The 20,159-nt window shown below is 38.6% G+C and carries 10 protein-coding genes; 6 read left to right on the forward strand and 4 right to left on the reverse strand.

Annotated features, from left to right (window positions below):
• The first annotated feature begins 7 nt into the window (after positions 1–7).
• The 6 genes from CRT24_RS17500 (at position 8) to CRT24_RS17530 (ending at position 10,392) form a co-directional block, all read left to right on the forward strand.
• Positions 8–3,256, forward strand: a complete 3,249-nt coding sequence (locus tag CRT24_RS17500; RefSeq protein WP_180269166.1) for a TonB-dependent receptor — start codon at positions 8–10, stop codon at positions 3,254–3,256.
• A gap of 12 nt (positions 3,257–3,268) precedes the next feature.
• Positions 3,269–5,038 (forward strand): RagB/SusD family nutrient uptake outer membrane protein, encoded by a 1,770-nt coding sequence (locus CRT24_RS17505; protein ID WP_099372395.1) that lies wholly within the window; start codon positions 3,269–3,271, stop codon positions 5,036–5,038.
• A 668-nt stretch (positions 5,039–5,706) separates the two neighbouring features.
• On the forward strand, positions 5,707–6,402 hold the full coding sequence (locus tag CRT24_RS17515; protein ID WP_099372397.1) for an ATP-binding cassette domain-containing protein: 696 nt from the start codon (positions 5,707–5,709) through the stop codon (positions 6,400–6,402).
• Positions 6,403–6,498: 96 nt separating this feature from the next.
• Entirely contained in the window at positions 6,499–7,833 is a 1,335-nt protein-coding gene (locus CRT24_RS17520; RefSeq protein ID WP_099372398.1) for a dihydroorotase, read from the forward strand.
• 2 nt (positions 7,834–7,835) lie between these two features.
• Entirely contained in the window at positions 7,836–8,882 is a 1,047-nt protein-coding gene (locus CRT24_RS17525; RefSeq protein WP_099372399.1) for an LD-carboxypeptidase, read from the forward strand.
• Position 8,883: 1 nt separating this feature from the next.
• Complete coding sequence (locus CRT24_RS17530; protein WP_099372400.1) at positions 8,884–10,392, forward strand: M14 family zinc carboxypeptidase; 1,509 nt, start codon at positions 8,884–8,886, stop codon at positions 10,390–10,392.
• 259 nt (positions 10,393–10,651) lie between these two features.
• Here the strand turns inward: CRT24_RS17530 and CRT24_RS17535 are convergent, their stop codons facing one another.
• The 4 genes from CRT24_RS17535 to CRT24_RS17550 all read right to left on the reverse strand — a co-directional run bounded on the left by CRT24_RS17535 (position 10,652) and on the right by CRT24_RS17550 (position 20,129).
• Complete coding sequence (locus CRT24_RS17535) at positions 10,652–12,073, reverse strand: SusD/RagB family nutrient-binding outer membrane lipoprotein (RefSeq protein WP_099372401.1); 1,422 nt, start codon at positions 12,071–12,073, stop codon at positions 10,652–10,654.
• An 11-nt stretch (positions 12,074–12,084) separates the two neighbouring features.
• On the reverse strand, positions 12,085–15,240 hold the full coding sequence (locus tag CRT24_RS17540) for a SusC/RagA family TonB-linked outer membrane protein (RefSeq protein ID WP_099372402.1): 3,156 nt from the start codon (positions 15,238–15,240) through the stop codon (positions 12,085–12,087).
• Positions 15,241–15,484: 244 nt separating this feature from the next.
• Complete coding sequence (locus CRT24_RS17545; protein ID WP_099372403.1) at positions 15,485–16,936, reverse strand: RagB/SusD family nutrient uptake outer membrane protein; 1,452 nt, start codon at positions 16,934–16,936, stop codon at positions 15,485–15,487.
• A 19-nt stretch (positions 16,937–16,955) separates the two neighbouring features.
• Complete coding sequence (locus tag CRT24_RS17550) at positions 16,956–20,129, reverse strand: TonB-dependent receptor (protein WP_099372404.1); 3,174 nt, start codon at positions 20,127–20,129, stop codon at positions 16,956–16,958.
• Positions 20,130–20,159 lie beyond the last annotated feature (30 nt).

Below are 20,159 nucleotides of genomic sequence, written 5' to 3' on the forward strand. Positions count from 1 at the left end.
TACGATTATGACTCAAAAAAATCGAGTTTTTTTTGGGGCAAAGTCCTGGTCATTGCTTGCGGTATGCTTATTGAGCACCTCCCCGGAAGTATTTGCAGAAAAAGGGAACTTTGCCTACGCTATTGTTGATGTTCAGCAACAAACAATTACAGGTTCTGTAAAAGATGATGCCGGCAATCCTATTGTAGGAGCAACAATATTAGTTAAGGGAACCACCAGAGCAACAAGTACCGATGCGAAAGGTGAATTTTCAATCAACGCCAATAATGGTGAAACAATTATTATTCGAAATTTAGGCTATCTTACGCAAGAAATCAATGTCTCAGGTGCCACAGTAAATGTCACGATGCTGGCAGACAATGCCAATATCGACGAAGTCGTTGTCGTGGGTTATGGTACTCAAAAGCGTGCAAACATTACCTCAGCAATTTCTACTGTAAACGGCGATGCCTTAAAGAATGTTTCGCCATCCAATCTTTCCAATGCTATTGCTGGTCGTGCCCCAGGTGTAAAAGTAACCGGTACTTCTGGCTTGGCAGGTGCAAGTTCTAAAATTAGATTCAGAGGAAGTTTTGCAGAACCTTTATTCGTTATCGATGGGGTAGTTCGCGACAAAGCAGCGTTCGATGCACTCGAAGCCAATGAGGTAGACCAAATGTCCTTCTTGAAAGATGCTGGTGCTGCTGCGGTTTATGGTACCCGTGCAGGTAATGGGGTTGTTATTGTGACAACCAAAAAAGGAACCGTAAAAACTCCAGAATTTAACTTCCAAAGCAATATCGCTGTCAGTAATCCAACCATGACTCCATTGGCAGATTTAACAACAGCAACCGATGAGCTTATTTACCAAAATAGAGTTGCCGAATTTCAAGGTCTCCCTCAACCGAATGGACAAGAGGAATTTGACTATTTTAAAGATAAAAGCTACAGCGTGAATGATGTAATCTGGAGAAATCCAGTGAGCCATCGACAATCTATCTCTGTTTCCGGAGGTAGTGAAAAAATCACGTACTATAACTTGTTAAGCTTTAGAAATGAAAATGGTTCTTATAAATCCGTTGATCATCAAAAGTTTAACCTAAGGTCTAATGTGTCTGCTAATATTACAGATGCATTCTCTGTTGACTTGAACATGTCGGCAAACCAACAAAATTCCAATAGATTCTACTGGCCATTCAGCACATCGGCAAACGATGATGATTTCGATGTTTCGGACTTCTATAGGGTTACTTTCAACTGGCCAAAAATGTATCCATTCTATTTAACGCAAGATGGAACCCCGAGCAATACGCCTACTGAATTCCCAGTTCAAACGCCTATGGGTAGCTGGCAAGCGTGGAACGTAATCGACCAAGTTATAGGCGACCGTTATATTGACCGTAAAGTTAGACAAGTAAATCCTATTTTGTCTCTGAACCTTAAGCTTGATAAATTAATCCCAGGGTTATCAACGAAATTTGTAGGAAGTTATATTGCTCAAGATTATATGAGAAAAAGGTACATGAGTTTCCAAAAGAACTATACTTTTACCTCATTGAATCCTGATGGTAATCCATTTATCCCAGCTCCTCCTTCTGAAGACCGTATTAATATTTTCACCTTCAGTCAGCAAAACCCTTTCATGGATTATTATACCATGCGCAGATGGGAATATCAAATGAACTTTTTCTTAAACTATGCGCAAACATTTGGAAAACATGATGTTGGTGCAACTTTAGTTTTTGAACAAGGTGAAAAAGGGAACACGGAAATCAATTCAATGGCTCAAAGCCCGATTACACCACTTGACCAAATGCACGTCTACCCAACAGATAGAAACTTTAGGTCTACGAATGCTTTCGAATGGATTGATGCCAGACAGTCTGTGATTGGTCGTTTTAACTATGCTTATGGAAGCAAGTATCTAGCGGAAGCATCATTCAGATACGACGGCGCCGCTTTATTCCCTGAACAACAACGCTTTGGTTTCTTCCCTTCCGTATCTGCAGCGTGGAGAATTTCAGAAGAGGAATTCTTCGCAGGTATCAAAGATAAAATGTCAGATCTAAAACTTCGTTTCGCCTACGGTGCTACAGGTAACTATCTTGACGTAAATGGTCTTGAAATCACTCCGTTTTCTTTCTCCGAAAAATACACAACAACTACGGGATCTATCTTTGGTGATCGTTATTACAATGGCTTAGCATATGGATCCACTCCTAATCCTAACATTACTTGGACGAGATCTGAGAGTTATAACCTTGGGTTAGACTACGGATTCTTTAACAACAAATTGAATGGATCGATTGAGGTCTTCAAACGTGCTGAATCAAAAATTTTAGGACCAAGAACTGTATTGTTACCAGATTCCTACGGTAGATCTTTAGCTCCAGAAAACTACGCAGCTAGAAGCTATAAAGGGGGTGAGATATCAGCGAATTGGAATGATCGAATTGGCGAAGTAGCTTATGGTATTTCAGGTAACCTAGGATACGCAGTTGACCAATGGGATATTTTTGATGAGCCAGCAGCGTATGCAGCGGGAGGTTTAGAGCATTTTAGATCCAGGATTGGTCAGCCAGCGAATATGTTGTTTGGATTTAATTCATTGGGAATTGTCCGCACTCAAGAGCAATTAGATGAATTGCTTGCTGCTGGTTTCAAAACCTATGGTAGAGATCCTTACTTAGGTATGATTCTATACGAAGATGTACGTGGTCAAGGCTATTCAGATACACCTGATGGCAAAGTAGACGCAAATGATGTGGTTCTTTTATCTACCAACAATTCTCCGAGATGGGATTATGGTTTGGGATTGAATGGATCATGGAAAGGAATTTCAATTAATGCTTTGTTCCAAGGGGTATTCAAATATGACCGTATGATATCCAACCAAGAGGGTGGAGGTATGCGTCAACATGGTGGTACATTTCGTCCTTATTACCCAATTTGGGCAGATGATGTATGGACACCAGAGAATCCAAATGCTCAATACCCTAGACCTGTCGGTTATAACTGGGCTGAATCTGGTACCGATCCGTCTTCATTCTGGATGCGTAGCGGTGCTTTCTTCAGGTTGAAAGATCTGAATGTGGCTTACCAATTGCCGACCAGCTTCACTGAAAAAATCAAGATGAACAGTATCAATCTTTTCTTCAATGGTACAAACCTATTTGTCTTTTCACCAATGACGGAGTTTCATGACCCTGAACAGTTGAACTATGACTCTTACCCATTAATGAAGACGTTTACATTTGGATTGGACATTAAATTTTAACCGGAATTAATCATGAAAAAGATATTTATTATAGCATTGGGACTTGCAACAATTTTTAATTCTTGTAAAAATACATTGGATATTGAAGATTTAAGATCCCTTGACGAAGAAAAAGTATGGCAGGATCCAAATTTGGTGAATGCTTATATGGCAAATTTATATACGATATTTGGAAACTGGAATTCTGGTTTAGATCAAAACAGTGAACAACTAGTAGGAATTCCGTTTCAGTTGAATACCATTTCACCAACAGGAGGGGGATACAAACCTTGGGATTATGTCAGTATCAGAAAAATTAATACCGCAATTCAAAAGGTTCAGGAAAGCACTGGATTAGCTGAAGATGTCAAAAATAGAACATTGGGTGAGTCTTATTTCTTGAGAGCATTTGTATATTTCAATATGGTGAAACACTATGGTGGTATTCCTTATATTACCGTTCCTCAAAATGCTGAAACTGACGACCTAAATACACCTAGGAATTCAACAAAAGAAACTTTTGAACTATTGGTGAAAGATTTGGATGAAGCCATAAAATTGTTGCCAGAAACCATTGAAAAATCATCTTCCAATTATGGAAGAATAGATGGTAATTTTGCTGCAGCTTTTAAAGCTAAAGTATTGTTGTATAAGGCTTCTCCTCAGTTCAATCCATCAAACCCGTATAACAATTCGTATTGGCAAGAAGCTCATGCAGCAAATAAATTGGCCTACGATCAATTAAAGAAAAATAATTATGCACTTACTGCTGATTATTCCAATATTACTTTAATTGAAAAAGGACCTGAAGTAGTATTTGCTGTTATTAACTCCTACCCAAACAAAGTAGGCAACTGGGACAATGGTGTTAGACCTGGTTTTGAGAGTCGTGGTCCTGCGAGTTCAGTACCAACATGGGATTTTGTAAAAGAATTCCCAATGAAAGATGGAAAAGTGTATTCAGATGCAACCGGAAAATACCATAAATCGGATGAAGAATTTTTGCAATCTTATTGGTTGAACAGAGATCCTCGATTTGACAAGTCCATTGTATGGAACGGAAAAATATATGAAGTTTCGGGTAAAGCAGGAAAGCGCCAGTACACGTCTTTGGGAATTGCTGACGCCTTGGATAACTTTGGTGTCAATCCAGCTGCTGGAATCAACTCGACTAACCAAGATCGTTACAGCGGTTTCTTTATCCTTAAAAACAGCAAACTTTCCCTGAAACAAACAGAAGTTGAAACTCAATACGATGTTGATTTCGTCTTGATGCGCTTAGCGGAGGTAATGTTGAATTATGCCGAAACTGCTAATGAAACCGGTGATTTTGCCACGGCTCTAGATATGCTTGTACAACTTAGGAAACGTGCCGGTATCGAAGCAGGGACTGATGGTAGGTATGGTATCACAGCAACATCCCGCGATCAAATGCGGGAAGCAATCCTTGCTGAGAGAAACATTGAACTATGCTTTGAAGGTCATCGCTTTTGGGATCTTAGAAGAAGCCTAAAGTTGAATGTTTTAGATAAATCAACAAAGCATGGTGTGGAAGCGATAGCAATCAATGCCAACGGAACCGAAATGGATATCAAACAAGCAGCGGAATTAGCAAAAACATACCAATTAAAAGAAGCTAACTTCAAGTACACGGTCCTTCAAGTTCCTAAAAATGGTGTGAAAGTTATGGAAGTTCCAAACACTTATTACTTCTTCCCAATTGGTCAATCTATTATTGACAGAAATCCAAAAATTCTGCAAAATAAAGATTGGGGTGGTGAATTCAACCCAACAATGGAATAGTATATAATCCTATTTTACAGAAAGCTCCCAATTGGGAGCTTTTTTTTGTCAATTTTTTCAACTTCCTGTATCAATCCCTGCCATTCTGAAACCGCTCTTGTTATACTCTCTTTCGTCTCTTGTTCGCACCTCCTTCGGACCTTGTTCGGAGCTTGTTCGGAAAACATCCGAACGAGGTCCGAACAAGGTCCGAACGAAAGAGGACGGAGAGTGGAACAAGGTACCTATCAGACCTAAGTCAATCGACAATAGAAAGATGAATATTAAATGGAAAATAATATTTAAGTCTTGGTGTGTTAGTTAATAATTTATACGAAGTGTCTTGAAAATGCTTAATCCATTCATTTCTAGTGAATTTATTTTGCACTTGGATTAATTCTTAGTAGATTTAGTCATGCCCATAGAATTAAAACACCTTTGGCAATTTTATAAGCCTATACTGTTCATTAATCTAGTGTTGTCAATTGCGCTAAGTATGGGTTATTTTGAATATTATCCATTTGTGTTTATGACTGTCGGCTATCTCTGTTCTGCTGGCATTGTCCGTTTTTTCGAGGGAAATACTAATTTTCTTTTTTACAATCTTGGTTTAAGCAGAAAGGATCTGTTGGTCTATACTTTTCTTGCCAATCTAGTTATATCGATAATTTTAATCTTGATTGTGCATTATGGAATTAAAAGATAAAGAGTTATTTGTGGACTCTGTTCAATTCAGTTATACCAGCGACAAACAATTGCTGACTGGAGGGTATTTGGTACTAAAAGTCGGAGATGTAATAGGACTTTTGGGACGTAATGGAACTGGGAAAACAACATTGATGAAAATAATTTTTGGAGCCCTTAAAGCTCAAAATGCTTATATCCGTGTGAATGGCAAAAAAGTAAGGACCGCATTCTCAACCCGTGAGGTATGCTATTTGCCCCAAGACAGTTTTCTTCCTACTGCTTTTACCGTTAAAAAATCCATTGAATTTATGCTTTCTAACAAAGAAAGAATAAGGAAAGTGGAAGAAGATGAAATCATCAAAACTATTCTTAATACCAAAATAGCTGATATTTCTGGCGGTGAACTACGTTATCTCGAAATTATACTACTGATCGAGCAAGAGGCAACTTTTATCTTATTGGATGAGCCCTTTTCTGGACTATCACCTCTGTTGAAAGAGAAAATTCAGGAGGTAATTGTCTCCAAATCAAAAGAAAAAGGATTTCTGATTTCTGACCATGATTATATGAATGTTTTGGATATTTCAAATCAATTGATGTTGTTGGAAAATGGAGGGTGCCGGAAAATTAACAGAAGAGAAGAGTTGGAACAGTTCTATGTCCCTATTGGTACTTTTGATAATGACAGAAACGATTGATATCACTGTTTTCCCATCTAAAAACACCCTTGTAATCAGGGAATGCCCCTTCAATTTTAGTATATTTGCTAACCGTAACCATAAAAGATAAATTACATGTCTACAATATTGATAAAGAATGCCCAGGTTGTTAATGAAGGAACAATTCAGGTGCAGGATCTTTTTATTAAAAATGGTCGTATCGAGAAGATCTCCACATCTTTGGATATGGACGCTGACCAAGTAATCAACGCAGAGGGCCTGCATCTATTTCCAGGATTAATTGATGATCAAGTTCATTTCCGTGAGCCTGGTTTAACCCACAAAGCAAATATTTTCACCGAAAGCAGGGCTGCTGTAGCCGGAGGTACCACCTCTTTTATGGAAATGCCCAATACCGTTCCCAATACGCTCACTCAAAAATTATTGCAGGACAAATATGATATAGCTCAAGATAGTTCATTGGCAAACTACTCCTTTTTTATGGGGGCTGCAAACGACAACTTGGATGAGGTTTTAAAAACAAATCCTCGTGATGTCTGTGGGATCAAGGTTTTTATGGGGTCATCAACTGGAAATATGCTTGTTGATAACGAGGCTGCCTTAGAAGCTATTTTTAGCCAAGCGCCAACATTGATAGCTACTCATTGCGAAGATGAACTGACCATTCAAGAGAATCTTGCTATTTATAAGGAAAAATATGGCGATGAGGTCACCATTGAAATGCATCCATTGATTAGATCAGCAGAAGCATGTTATCTGTCGTCGTCTAAAGCAGTGGAGTTGGCAAAAAAGAATAATACCAGATTACATATTTTACATATTTCAACTGCTAAAGAGACAGGTTTATTTGAGAATGATGTTCCATTGGAACAAAAGAGAATTACAGCAGAGGCATGTATTCATCATCTTTGGTTCTCAGATGCAGATTATAAAACTAAAGGGAATTTCATAAAATGGAATCCAGCAGTTAAGACTGCGAACGACCGAGATGCAATCCTTAAGGCAGTGTTGGATGGTCACATCGATGTGATAGCAACAGACCATGCTCCGCATACCTTAGAAGAAAAGTCCCAACCTTACCTTCAAGCTCCATCAGGGGGACCGTTGGTTCAACATGCGTTACAAGCTCTATTGGATATGGTAAAACAAGGTAAATTGACCTTAGAGCAGATGGTTCAAAAGACTGCGCATAATACTGCCACATTATTTCAAATAGAGCAAAGAGGTTTTATTCGTGAAGGTTATTGGGCAGATTTGGTATTAGTTGATTTGAATAAACCCTATACAGTGACCAAGGAGAATATACTATCCAAATGTGGATGGTCTCCTTTTGAAAATCATACATTTACATCTACTATTGAACATACCCTAGTTTCTGGATTATTGGCATATACCAATGGTCAGATTCAGGAGGTAGGTTCAGGACATCGTTTACTTTTCAATCGTTAACAATGAATAAACGTTCATTTATTAAATCTTTGGGAGTAGGATTGGCTGCTATCCCTATGTTTGGAAAATCTGAAGCATTGGCTATGGCCAATCAAATCCAACCCCTATTAAAAGGGAATGTCTTGAAAGCTGGTGATACCATTGGTATCATTGCTCCGGCAAGTGCAGTAACTGGAGAAGACTCCATTACCTTGACGAAGGAAGTTTTGGAATACTTTGGATTTAAGGTTAAGGAAGGTAAATATATTCGCGAACGTTATGGAAATCTTGCTGGAACTGATGATCAACGATTGGAGGATTTGCATGCTATGTTTTCCGACAAATCCGTTGCTGGCATATTATGCGTCCGCGGAGGAGCTGGAGCATCTAGGTTATTGCAGCGCATCGATTATGATATGATTGCCAAAAATCCAAAAGCTTTGATCGGATACAGTGATATCACTGCTTTGATAATGGCATTTCAGGCTAAGATTGGCTTGGTAACTTTCCATGGGCCAGTAGGCACGAGTACTTGGAGCAATTATGTTGCGAAGACCTTTACGGATCAATTTATGGAAAATAAATTGGCAACCTATAGCAACCCAGATAAAAAAGGTGATGATATCGTGCAATATAAGGATAGAATTACGACCATCAATCCAGGTGTTGCTGAAGGGAAATTGTTGGGTGGTAACTTGACATTGATTTCAGGTCTTTGTGGTTCGCCATTCTTGCCGGATTTTACAGGCAGCATTTTGTTTTTGGAGGAAATCAACGAGTCCCCAGAAAAAGTAGACCGTATGTTCTGTCAACTCAAGAACGCCGGCATACTTTCCAAAATCAAAGGTTTTGTTTTTGGTAAATGTACAGATTGTTCACCTTCAGGTGGTTATGGTTCCTTGAATTTGGACCAGATTCTGAATGATTTTATTAAACCTTTGAACATTCCTTCTTACTCTGGTGCGGTTATTGGTCATATTAATAATCAATTTTTGTTGCCAGTAGGGGTAAAAGCGAAAATTGATGCCAATAAGGGTACAATAGAAATTTTAGAGAAAGCGTTGGTATAATATGAAGTTATTTGTCCTTTCCTTAGGTCTTCTGGCCGCAACAACTTGTAGTAATCCATTTTCAGGGTCTTCCTCTGCCGACATTCCAGGCTATAAACTGGACACTGCACAGATGAATAAAATTTATGCAACATACAAAGAACCTGCTTTAGTTTCTAGAAGGTTTAAACATAAAGACATTGATTCTTTATTGCAGCTGCATAAAAAAACTGATGTGTTCAAGATTACTCAAATTGGCAAATCCGTCGAAGGCCGTTCTATCAATGAGCTGGAATACGGAAATGGCGAAAAGAAGGTCATGCTATGGTCTCAGATGCATGGGGATGAACCCACTGCAACGATGGCCTTATTTGATCTGTTCAATTTTCTGGAAGGAAAGGATGATGGATTTGATAGCGTAAGGAATATCCTGAAGGACAATTTGAACATTCATTTTATTCCGATGTTAAATCCGGATGGCGCAGAGCGTTTTTTGAGGCGCAATGCTCAAAGTATTGATTTGAATCGAGATGCTCGAGCTAATCAGACGGTTGAAGGTGCTTTGTTGAAATCTAGGGCTAAAGAGATTAAGCCACGTTATGGTTTCAATCTGCATGATCAAAATATATATTATAATGTTCCTGGAACAAAGAATCCAGTTACGATTTCCTTATTGGCACCGGCTTATAATACAGAACGGGAGATCAATGATGTAAGGGAAGGCGCCATGCAGATCATTGTTGGAATGAACAATATCTTGCAGCAATATGTTCCTGATGCTGTCGCTAAATATGATGATACCTATACACCAAGAGGATTTGGAGATAATTTTCAGTCCTGGGGGGCAAGTACTGTTCTTATTGAATCTGGTGGATTAAAAGGAGATCCGGAGAAACAGCAGATTAGAAAATTGAATTTTATCATAATTCTAAATGCCTTAATGGAAATCGCTCAAGGAACGTATGAAAATTACGATGCCCAAGGATATGAAGATATTCCATTTAATGCGAGCAATATGCATGATGTTGTAATTCGTGGATTGGAATTTGGGTCTGATTCAATTCCTTTGAAAAGCGATATTGCATTGAGACGAGGGGAAGTGACGGATGGCAGAGATTTTTATGTGCGTGGCAGGGTAGAGGATATTGGTGATTTACCGGAATCGTTTGGCTATGATGAGGTACAAAGCGAAGGGCTGAAGTTTATCCAGGGAAAAATCGCAGAAAAACCTGTTCCAACCTTTGAATCGGTTACTCCTGAAATCGCCTATGATCTGTTGAAAAAAGGATATATGGGTGTTCAAGTACAAACTTTAAAACCTGAGCAAGCCAACATGTTCCATAATCTGCCTATCCAAGTATTTACCGGAACATCCTTTGCAACAACCCCAATGATAGACCTTGGCGGTACTGCAAACTTCTATATCGGCGACTCCAACGGCAACCTCAAATACGCCATCCTCAATGGCTATTTAATTGACCTCAGCAAACCGCTGAGCGAAGTAGGACTGTTGAAGAATAGGGTATTGTAGGATAGACATTAGACAATAGACAAAAGACATTAGAATTGATATAGTTGAGAATTTTAAAGTATTTATCTAAATATTAAACCCATTTAAAAAAAATTAGTTTTACTAATAAAGCCCTCATTTATGAGGGCTTTTGATTTTATAAGTAACACAAAATTCTAATTATACCGATTCCAATAGAATAGTTTCAACAGTCTAATGTATACATTCGAGTGTCTAATGTCTAGTGTCTAATGTCTAATGTCTTTTGCCTACTGTCTTGTCACGGCTTATCCCACCATAATTCTGTGCTTAATGGCACTTCAGCTGGTACATTGGATCCGTTTTCTGTGATTTCTTCTGCTGGGTATGCTACGCGGCGGATAAATTTATCGCCGAGTACAGCTCCGACTGGCAGTTTGAAGTCTTTGTATTTATAGTCAAATCTGCGGACATCGTTCCATGCTTCGGAGTTGAGATAAGTAACAACATATTTTTCGCGGAATATATCCAAAAGAGTAAGGTTTGCTTGTCCTTTTGAAACGGCCGTGATATATTTGGTAGCGTCTGCTGCAGGCACTCCTAATTTATCCATACTGGCTTTTATTCCGGCTTGGTACGCAGTATATGCCAAAGCCTTGTTATTGTCTCTGAATGCTGCTTCTGCCTCGATGAATTTTACTTCAGCATAGGTCAAGATCGTTAAAGGAGCTGCATCATTTGACAATGGAGAATTATAGCTGATATAGCACTCATCACGGACTGTGTTTGCAGCACCGGTGTTACCTTCGCCATTTCGGGTTCCTTTATAAACACCATGAACGGTTTTCTCGGTGATCTTAGATACCCTAGGATCTTCTATGCCGTAGGTCGTTCCATTTAATTGATCAATAAAGTTACTGGACAACCAGCCATCCAAAACATTTTGAAGGTTACTTCTCGAAATGGATGCCCAAGGATTCACCCCGTCAAATGTGGCCATACCAACATCTTCGGCATTAGATTCTAAGGATGCTTGAGCCGCGGCGATCACTTCTTTTGCATTGTATGTTGATTTTTTGCTCACTTTGTTGAGCGCTCTTGCTTTCAGTCCATTTGTAAAACGGATCCATTTATCGACATCTCCACCATTCAACAAATCGTCTTTTTCTGTCAATGTTTGGGAACCATCAGTTTTCTTAAAGTTTTCCAAAGCTTTGTTTAACAAAGCGATTTGTTCTTTATATAGATCTTCTTCACTATCATAAGGAACGGTTAAGATGGGTTCCTTTCCAAAAGCTTTGCTGTATGGTACCGATCCCCAAGTATCAGATACCAATGCTAATTGATACGCTGTAAGAGCCTGTGCAACCCCGAGATGGTGATAGGCTGCAGCCTCTTCAGATTTTACCATATAGTCATATAAATCGGCCAAGGCATAGAATAAGTTATTCCATGTGGTAGAGTTATTGGTTATTTGATAGGTATCGGTGTCAGATCCTGCTGAAGGACTGGCAAAATATTGAGCATAGTGATTATTAAAAGTTGCAATTCTATAATTGTTGAATGCAGCTTTGTGTGTTGCCGTTGTCAACAGCGCATTTAAAGGAGGGTTTTGAACCAAATTAGGGTTTTCAGTCAGATCAAAGTAGTCCTTACAGCTATTGAATGATAACAGCCCTAATGCTAAAATGGATATCTTTCCTATTTTGATGATTTTTTTCATGATCTTAAGAATTAAAAGCCAACATTTAAGCTGAATAAGAAACTCCGAACAGCAGGATAGGTCATCCCTGCGAAACCTTCGATATTGGATCCGCTTGCAGTGGTTGAGTTTTCAGGGTCATAACCTGAATATTTAGTCCATAGCAATAGGTTGTTACCTGTAACTGAAATTCTAGCATTCTTAATAAACTTGTTTTCTAACCATTGTTGAGGAAGCCCATAACCAATCGAAACGGATCTCAGTCTCAACCAAGAGGCATCTTCAACGAAGAATTGTGAGTTCCCGCGATAATAGTCTCTATAGTATCCATTGCCATAGTTTACACCATTTTTAGGATCTTTACCTTGACCTAACCAAACTTCTTTGGTGTTTTTATTTCCGTCAGCTGTTACACCATCGAAAACAGTATAGTCATTGCGGTTTTCGGTATAATCTGCTTCTCCGAATGCTGCCATAAAGTTTCCTAATTGGTTATAACGGTATTGTCCTACACGAGCATCAAACAAAACATTCAAAGAAAGGCTCTTGTAGTTGAAGGTGTTATTCCATCCTCCAATCCAACTAGGTTGAACATTTCCGAGTTTTTTTGGAACTGAGGTAGACTCCAATACCGGGAATCCATTTGCACCAATTAAAAGCGGACGGCTATCATCGTACTCTCTGGTTTTATCCAAGCCCTGTTCGATTTCTTCTGGCGTATAATAACGTTTGTAGGTTCTTCCATACAAAGTACCATAAGATTCTCCAGGTTTAATACGCATCGAAACTGTAGAACTAAGATATCCGAATTCTGAAGATACCACAATTTCATCGTCTAGGTCCTCACGAATTTCCAATACTTTGTTTCTGTTGAAAGAGAAGTTAATATCCGAGTTCCATGTAAAATTTTCCTTTTTAACAGGTACTGTATTCAGTGTTATTTCTAGACCTCGGTTTCTAATACTTCCGGCATTAATTGCGGCAGTAACATACCCTGTTGTTGATGTTACTGGAACTTTAATAATTTGGTCTTTACTTACCGAATTATAGAAATTCAGGTCAAAGCCTAATCTGCTGTTATAGAATTTCATTTCCAAACCAGCTTCAATAGTATTTGTAAATTCAGGTTTTAAATTTTCATCACCCAAAAGTGCAGGTCTTGTGAATCCAATATATCCCGTTGGTAAGGACGTATATGGTCCAAATCCTTTACTCGTAGAGTATGGAGCTGCATCTTTACCAATTCCAGCATACGAAAGTCTTAGTTTTGAGAAATTAATCACTTCAGGCAATTTTATATGGTCTGAAAAAACATAACTCAAGGATGCAGAATTATAAGTAAAGGCTCTATTTTTAGGATTTAGGGTTGAAGTTATATCTGTTCTGCTGGTTAAGGTCAAAAACAAATAATCCTTGTAAGTCATTTCCAGCTCTCCAAAAAAGCCCATCAGTCTATATTTTTCATTGTAAGATGATGACTTTAGAATATTTGCATTGCCAAGATCAAACCAATCATACACAGTCAAATCGCCTCCTTCAGTCGCGTTTCTCTTGGTTACTTGATCGTAAATATCTTGTCCTACCCTGACTTTACCTCCGAAATCTTCGTTGAATTGATGCTTAAAGGTTGCAATGAATGTACTGTTCAATGCTCTATAATTGTTGTTGTAGACATTATAGAAACCTCTACCATCAGCTCCTTCGACACCATTATCATATACGATACGTTCGTCAGTCAGTCCCTGGTAACCAATTGCAGTAGCTTCTCTGTCATCTCGGTAGGTGTCTACCCCAATGCGATACATTAAGTCTACCCATTTGGCAGGTGAATAAGTTAGATCAAATCCTCCGATTACACGCAGGACATCATCTTTGAATCTGTTTGTGTGAGCGATGTAAATGGGGTTGTCCGTTTCACCATAAGAATTCATGGTTCCATTTTCAAGAACATAATCTCTGATATTATGTCTTGGTGACCAATAAATCAATTGTTCAGCGTATCTATTGGCATTTCCACGATAACCACCAGAATTATTTACGGATATCGAAGAAGTACCTTTCAGTTTTTCATTGATAGTAAAATTTGTATTTAATCTGGCTTGCAGATTTTTAAAATCTGTAGCAGGTAAAACACCATTATGTTTCAGTTGGGAAATCGATGTTAAGAATGTGAATTTTTCGGAACCTCCAGAAAAGCTCAACGAGTTTCTGAATTGGTTACCAGTATCGAAAGCTTCTTCAAAAGGTTTATATAATTGAGCAGGGTGAGTTGGGTCTAATTTAATAGCCTCTTCAACTGTTGGTCCAAATGCTGGCCAGAAATCGTCTTTGTTATAGACCCCTTGCCATCCTTGTGAATACGTATCCTGCATTTTAGGGAATTTATTGACATTTTCAAATCCTACTGTTCCCTGATAATCTATTTTTATCGTTCCAGCTTTTCCACTCTTAGTGGTTATAACAACTACACCATTTGCGCCCCGCAAACCGTACAATGCTGTTGCGGCACCTCCTTTAAGGATATTGATGGTTTCAATGTCGTCGGGGTTGATATCGACGGCCCTGTTACTCATTCCTCGAACTTCAGCAGTACCGCCTTGTGTTGATGTTGAGTTATCCATCAGGATACCATCAATTACAAATAGAGGTTGGCTAGGACGAGTAGGATCGATGGAGTTAATACCGCGGATTTGGATATTAGCACCTTGTCCTGGGGCACCTCCAGTGGAACTAATGTTTGCACCAGCAATTTTACCTTGGAGGGCATTCACTAAGTTGGATTGTTTGTTGGCGTTTAGGGTTGCACTATTTACTCCTTGTGCACCATAACCTAGGGATTTTGGATTCCTTTCGATTCCCAGCGCGGTTACTACGACTTCGTCAATAGCATCATCGACTTGTTGTAATTGGACATTGAAATTTGTTTTGCCGGCGATCGGTACTTCCAATGGGGCGTAACCTACGGCCCTGATTTGCAAGGTTCCATCGCTAGGGGCATTTAGGTTGAACAATCCGTTCTCATTGCTGGCGGTACCTGTTTGCGTACCTTTTACAAAAATGGAAGCCCCAGCTATGGGTTCACCATTTGCGTTTGTAACCTTTCCAGCTATGGACAATTGTTGCGCGGAGAGCATCTGTATGGAGCATAACGATGCAACCGCAATTGATAAGCAAGTTGGTAGTTTCATCTTTAGCGTTATTGGTTATTTAGATAAACGAATATAACGGATTCATGTTAAAAACAATGAATTATTTGCAAAATAATGCAGGAAATTATAGAGTTCTTTTAGTTAAGAGGAGAAATGGTGGTTATTTTCTTAATTTCTTTGCGGTTTTTTGAGCGTTTTGGAAACGGTTCCAAAAATTTTAAATTTCTTGCTAAAAAAAACGGGAAAGATTTAGTCTTTCCCGTTTTTTATGTGTTTAAACTTATTAATATCCTGGGTTTTGTTGTTCTTCTAAGCCTGGATTGGCATCAAGTTCTAATCTTGGGATTGGCAATATAGTTTTATAGAATGTTCTGTTGATGGATTTTTCGCGGTGCGTCATCGATACACCAACATGTTCATCATTAAACGTGATCGTTTTGTTCGTTCTGATCATGTCCCAATAACGGAATCCTTCGCCATATAGCTCTTTACTTTTTTCGTCCAAAATCATTTGTTCTGTAACAGTAGCAGCAGTTGCCAAAGGTAATTTTGGAGATCTTTTACGGATTTCATTAAGATAAGTTGCAGCTTTCGTTTTGTCTGGAGAAGATTTCTTTAAAGCTGATTCAGCAGCATTCAAGTAAATTTCAGATAAGCGCGCAACTTTAATGTTTACAGCGGTATAAGTATCCTTACCATCACCGTCCATCTCTACGGAACCAACATATTTGTAACATGATGCCTGTCTTTCCAATTCATCATCTGTGAAAATGCCCCAGCGAACATCGGTTTCATCTTGTCCTAATCTTTCTAGGAAGTAATCTGATGCTGTAAAATTACCCAAAGCATTATTGACTTTGTTTTTTAGGTAATAGAAACCTAAAGAAGATGACCCCAAATCTCCCTGATCTTTGGCAATTGTTATTTCAAAAATTGATTCTTTTCCAAATTGATTTGCCCAAGAGGATACCCATTCTGAATTTGAATAAAGGGAGTAAACCTTAGAATCTATGATTTCTTCAGCCATTGCCAATGCTTTATCATAATTACCCATAGTCATATAAACCCTTGAAAGAATGGCTCTATTAAGGTAATAATTGATATATCCATTTGATTTTGTTTTTGAAAGCAATGGTGCTGCAGCTTCTAAGTCAGCAATGATTTGTGTGTAAACATCAGAAACTTTGCTTCTTAATGGCAGGGCAGAGGTTTCCAAAAGTTCTGTAACAACAGGTACGCCATGTGCATTTGGATCTTCTGTATATGTTTTTCCATATAGCTTGACCAAGTCAAAATGTAGCAAGGCACGGAATGTCAATGCTTGACCTTCATAATTATTGAAGTCTAGTTCAGTTCCAGCAGCTTGCAATCCATCAATACTTTTTATGATGTTATTCGCTTGCATGATAGCGTTGTATCCATCTGTCCAGAAGTCTGCATAATTATTGTTGTTTACAGAATGGTTGAATACATAAAGTGCGTCTAATCCACGTCCTTGCGATACGATGGTTAGATCACCACCTTTAGTGTCTCCATAAAGTAACATGTTTCTGCCATATAGGCTTGATTGCGCGACTTTCCTTGTCAAACCATTGATCATAACCTTAGCATCGGCTAAAGTTTGGATGGTCACACTTGAGTCTGTTGAATTCGTTGGCTTTACGTCTAAGAAGTCCTTGCATGAGAACATTGTTAAACTGGCTAAAGCTATTATATAAAGTGATTTCTTTTTCATAATGACATTAATTGATAGGTTATAAACTAACTTCTAAACCGAACGTATAAGTTTTGCCGAATGGGTTTTCCCACCCACGAGTTCCATATTGGTTAACCTCGGGATCTGCCCATTTGAATTTAGAAGCTGTTAATAAATTAGTACCATTAAAGAATATTCTTGCGTTGCTCAATCCTATTTTATTGCTAACCGTAGCTGGCAATCTGTATGAAACATTTACATTTTTCAAGCGAATGTAAGAGGCATCATATAGATGACGGGTTGAACGTGTGATACCATCTTCAGGGTCATTACCACTTACGAAAGGATATAATGAGTTTGGATTGTCAGGTGTCCATACATTTTGAATGGCATAGTAGGAGCGTATTCTTTCCCAATAGTAACCGTCTTCAGCCACATCTCTAGAACCGGAATCGAATATTTTACCGCCTAATTTGTAAGTGAAATTGAATCCTACTGATATTCCTTTGTATTCAAAATCGGTATTAATACCACCATAAGCTTTAGGGATTGGAGACCCTGCAATGATTTGTTTTGCATCAGCTACTTTGTTCGTTGCGCCACGGCCATTGTGTAAAAATTCACCTTCAGTTCCATCATTTGTATACCAAATAGGCTTACCATTACTTGGATCAACACCAGCCCATTCTGCCAAATAATATGAAAATACGTCTTCACCTTCTTTGTAAATAAACTGAACACGGCTATCTCCACCAGTTGGATCCCACCATGTCAAATCTTTACCTCCATATAATTTTGTAACCTTAGACTTTTGGAAAGATGCATTTACATTGGCAGACCATCTGAAATTATCCTTTCTGATAATGTCTCCACCCAATGAAACCTCCAAGCCTTTGTTATTGATTTCACCTACGTTCATCAATGTTGAATTGAAACCAGTAACCAATGAGATGTTTACATCTTGTAATAGGTCTCTGGAATCTCTGTTGAAATATTCAACGGAACCGAATAATCTATTGTTGAACAATCCAAATTCTACTCCTGCATTGAAGGAATAGTTTTTCTCCCATTTTAGGTTTTGATCGGCAATGGTAGTTAAATTACCACCTGGTTGATCCATGTAATTGAATCCATAGGTAGCAAGTGATCTCCAGCCATAGTCATTAATGGGCAAAGTACCATTTGTACCATAAGATGCTTTAATTTTCAACAGGTTTATTTCCTCAATATCAGAAATAAAACCTTCGTTCATTAGGTTCCATGCAGCAGATAGTGACCAAAAGTTGCCCCAGCGTGTGTCTGGTCCAAATCTCGAGTTACCATCCCTTCTTAAAGATCCAGATAAGAAATATGTGTTTTTAAAGTTATACTCTGCTCTAGAGAAAACGGACATCATATTGTTTCCCCACAAAAATGCACTAGCATCCTTGATACCTGCTGTTGCTACAGTATGTAACGAACTAGAAGGCAGGTTGGAACCGCTTGCATATTGGTAGTTGGTTTCATTTTTTTCAGCCTCAAAACCTACGAGTAAATCAAGATTATGGTCGTCAGCAAAGGTCTTGTTATAATTTAATGTTGTCGAAGAGATGATCTTTTTGATATTGGTGTCGTATTCAAATACAGTTCCATTGGCCGTTGCTCCATATGTCGTATGGTAATGAAGTGGGCTATAATATAAATGATCTTTTACCACTGCGTTATCATAAGAGAAAATGGTTTTACCTGTTAATCCAGGCAAAAACTTAACAGTTAATGAAGGTGCAGCAACAATTCTCAAGGTTTTTGAATTATTTTCCCATTGTTTATCATAGAATAGAGGGTTGTAACCTAAGGAGCTATAGCGCAACTTATATTCTTCACCAGTCTTATAGTCTGTTGGCCAATAGAATGGAAACAAAAGATTGTTTGCCAAGTACATATAATTGGTACCTGTATTACGGGTATCATTATAACCTTCTTTATTGTTGTGGCTCAAATTGAAATTTGTGGCAAATTCTACCTTATCTGTCAATTGATGAGAAAAATTTAGTCTTCCACCGATTCTTTCGAATTCATTGGTATATGCACGGCCTTTGTCCGTGGTGTATGATAAGGAAGAATAGTATTTTGTTTTATCCGTAGCTCCACTTGCAGAGAGGTCATTAGTTTGATATTGTCCGGTTCTGAAAAGGGCATCATTCCAGTCGAAATACTTACCGTCACGATTTTCTACACCATCCGTTTTACCTTTGATGATGATTTTATCATACAAACCGATTCCCTCGCTTGAGAATTCATAGCCATGAATACCAAATCTGGTATTCATCCTGTTCAAAGCATAGGTATTTGCCTCCTCTTCGGTGTATCCATTTGAGGTTCTGTAGTCGTGGAAAATCTGATAGAAATATTGGATTTGTTCCTGAACATTCCCTGGTTTGTAATTATCTGTTGCCCAGGTTGGGGTGATTCCAAGAGATGTCCTAAAGTCAATTTTTGGTTTTCCACTTTTACCGGATTTAGTAGTGATGATAACTACACCATTTGCAGCCCTTGATCCATAAAGGGAAGCTGCTGCAGCATCTTTTAGAACAGATACAGACTCGATGTCACTAGGGTTAATAGTTGACATAATGTTGTTGGTTGTACCTGACAATATACCGGTCATTTGGCCTGTGTTTCCAGATGAAACGGGAACACCATCAACTACATAGAGTGGTTCATTAGATGCATTCATTGATCCAATACCTCTGACACTGATGGATGAGGTTGCGCCTGCTTGACCGGAAGTCGATGTGATTTGAACTCCAGGCATCCTTCCTGATAGTGCATTTTCAAAGGAAGTGTTTGGGATATCCTTTAAATCCTTGTCATAATTTACCGCAGAAGCAGAACCTGTAAATGAGCTTTTTTTGGCCGTTCCATAAGCTACGACCATTACCTCGTCGATAGCTTGGTCATCTTGTTGTAGGCTGATGTTTAAGGTCTTTCTTCCATTTAATGGGACTTCTTGTTTGTTATATCCGATATAGGATATCACTAAGGTTGCGTTGTGGTCTGCATTGATGGTGAACAAACCATTTTCGTTTGTGCTCGTGCTGATTGATGTTCCTTTAACCGATACGGTTACTCCGGCGATTGGAGCTCCGTCTGGCCCAGAAACTTTTCCAGCTACAGCGATTTGTTGTGCATTAACGACCTGCATAGACGTACAGGCCATCACGCACAAGGTTGTGAGTAGATGATGTTTCATAATTATGGTTATTGTTTTTCTAGGTAATCT

The organism is Sphingobacterium sp. 1.A.5 (genome assembly GCF_002734235.1).
In the GTDB taxonomy this organism is placed as follows: Bacteria; Bacteroidota; Bacteroidia; order Sphingobacteriales; family Sphingobacteriaceae; genus Sphingobacterium; species Sphingobacterium daejeonense.

What these genes read in the sequence shown, in the direction of transcription:
- CRT24_RS17520 (WP_099372398.1), top strand. Translation starts at nt 6,499, where the DNA reads ATGTCTACAATATTGATAAAGAATGCCCAGGTTGTTAATGAAGGAACA.
- CRT24_RS17530 (WP_099372400.1), top strand. Translation starts at nt 8,884, where the DNA reads ATGAAGTTATTTGTCCTTTCCTTAGGTCTTCTGGCCGCAACAACTTGT.
- CRT24_RS17505 (WP_099372395.1), top strand. Translation starts at nt 3,269, where the DNA reads ATGAAAAAGATATTTATTATAGCATTGGGACTTGCAACAATTTTTAAT.
- CRT24_RS17540 (WP_099372402.1), bottom strand. Translation starts at nt 15,240, where the DNA reads ATGAAACTACCAACTTGCTTATCAATTGCGGTTGCATCGTTATGCTCC.
- CRT24_RS17535 (WP_099372401.1), bottom strand. Translation starts at nt 12,073, where the DNA reads ATGAAAAAAATCATCAAAATAGGAAAGATATCCATTTTAGCATTAGGG.
- CRT24_RS17515 (WP_099372397.1), top strand. Translation starts at nt 5,707, where the DNA reads ATGGAATTAAAAGATAAAGAGTTATTTGTGGACTCTGTTCAATTCAGT.
- CRT24_RS17525 (WP_099372399.1), top strand. Translation starts at nt 7,836, where the DNA reads ATGAATAAACGTTCATTTATTAAATCTTTGGGAGTAGGATTGGCTGCT.
- CRT24_RS17500 (WP_180269166.1), top strand. Translation starts at nt 8, where the DNA reads ATGACTCAAAAAAATCGAGTTTTTTTTGGGGCAAAGTCCTGGTCATTG.
- CRT24_RS17550 (WP_099372404.1), bottom strand. Translation starts at nt 20,129, where the DNA reads ATGAAACATCATCTACTCACAACCTTGTGCGTGATGGCCTGTACGTCT.
- CRT24_RS17545 (WP_099372403.1), bottom strand. Translation starts at nt 16,936, where the DNA reads ATGAAAAAGAAATCACTTTATATAATAGCTTTAGCCAGTTTAACAATG.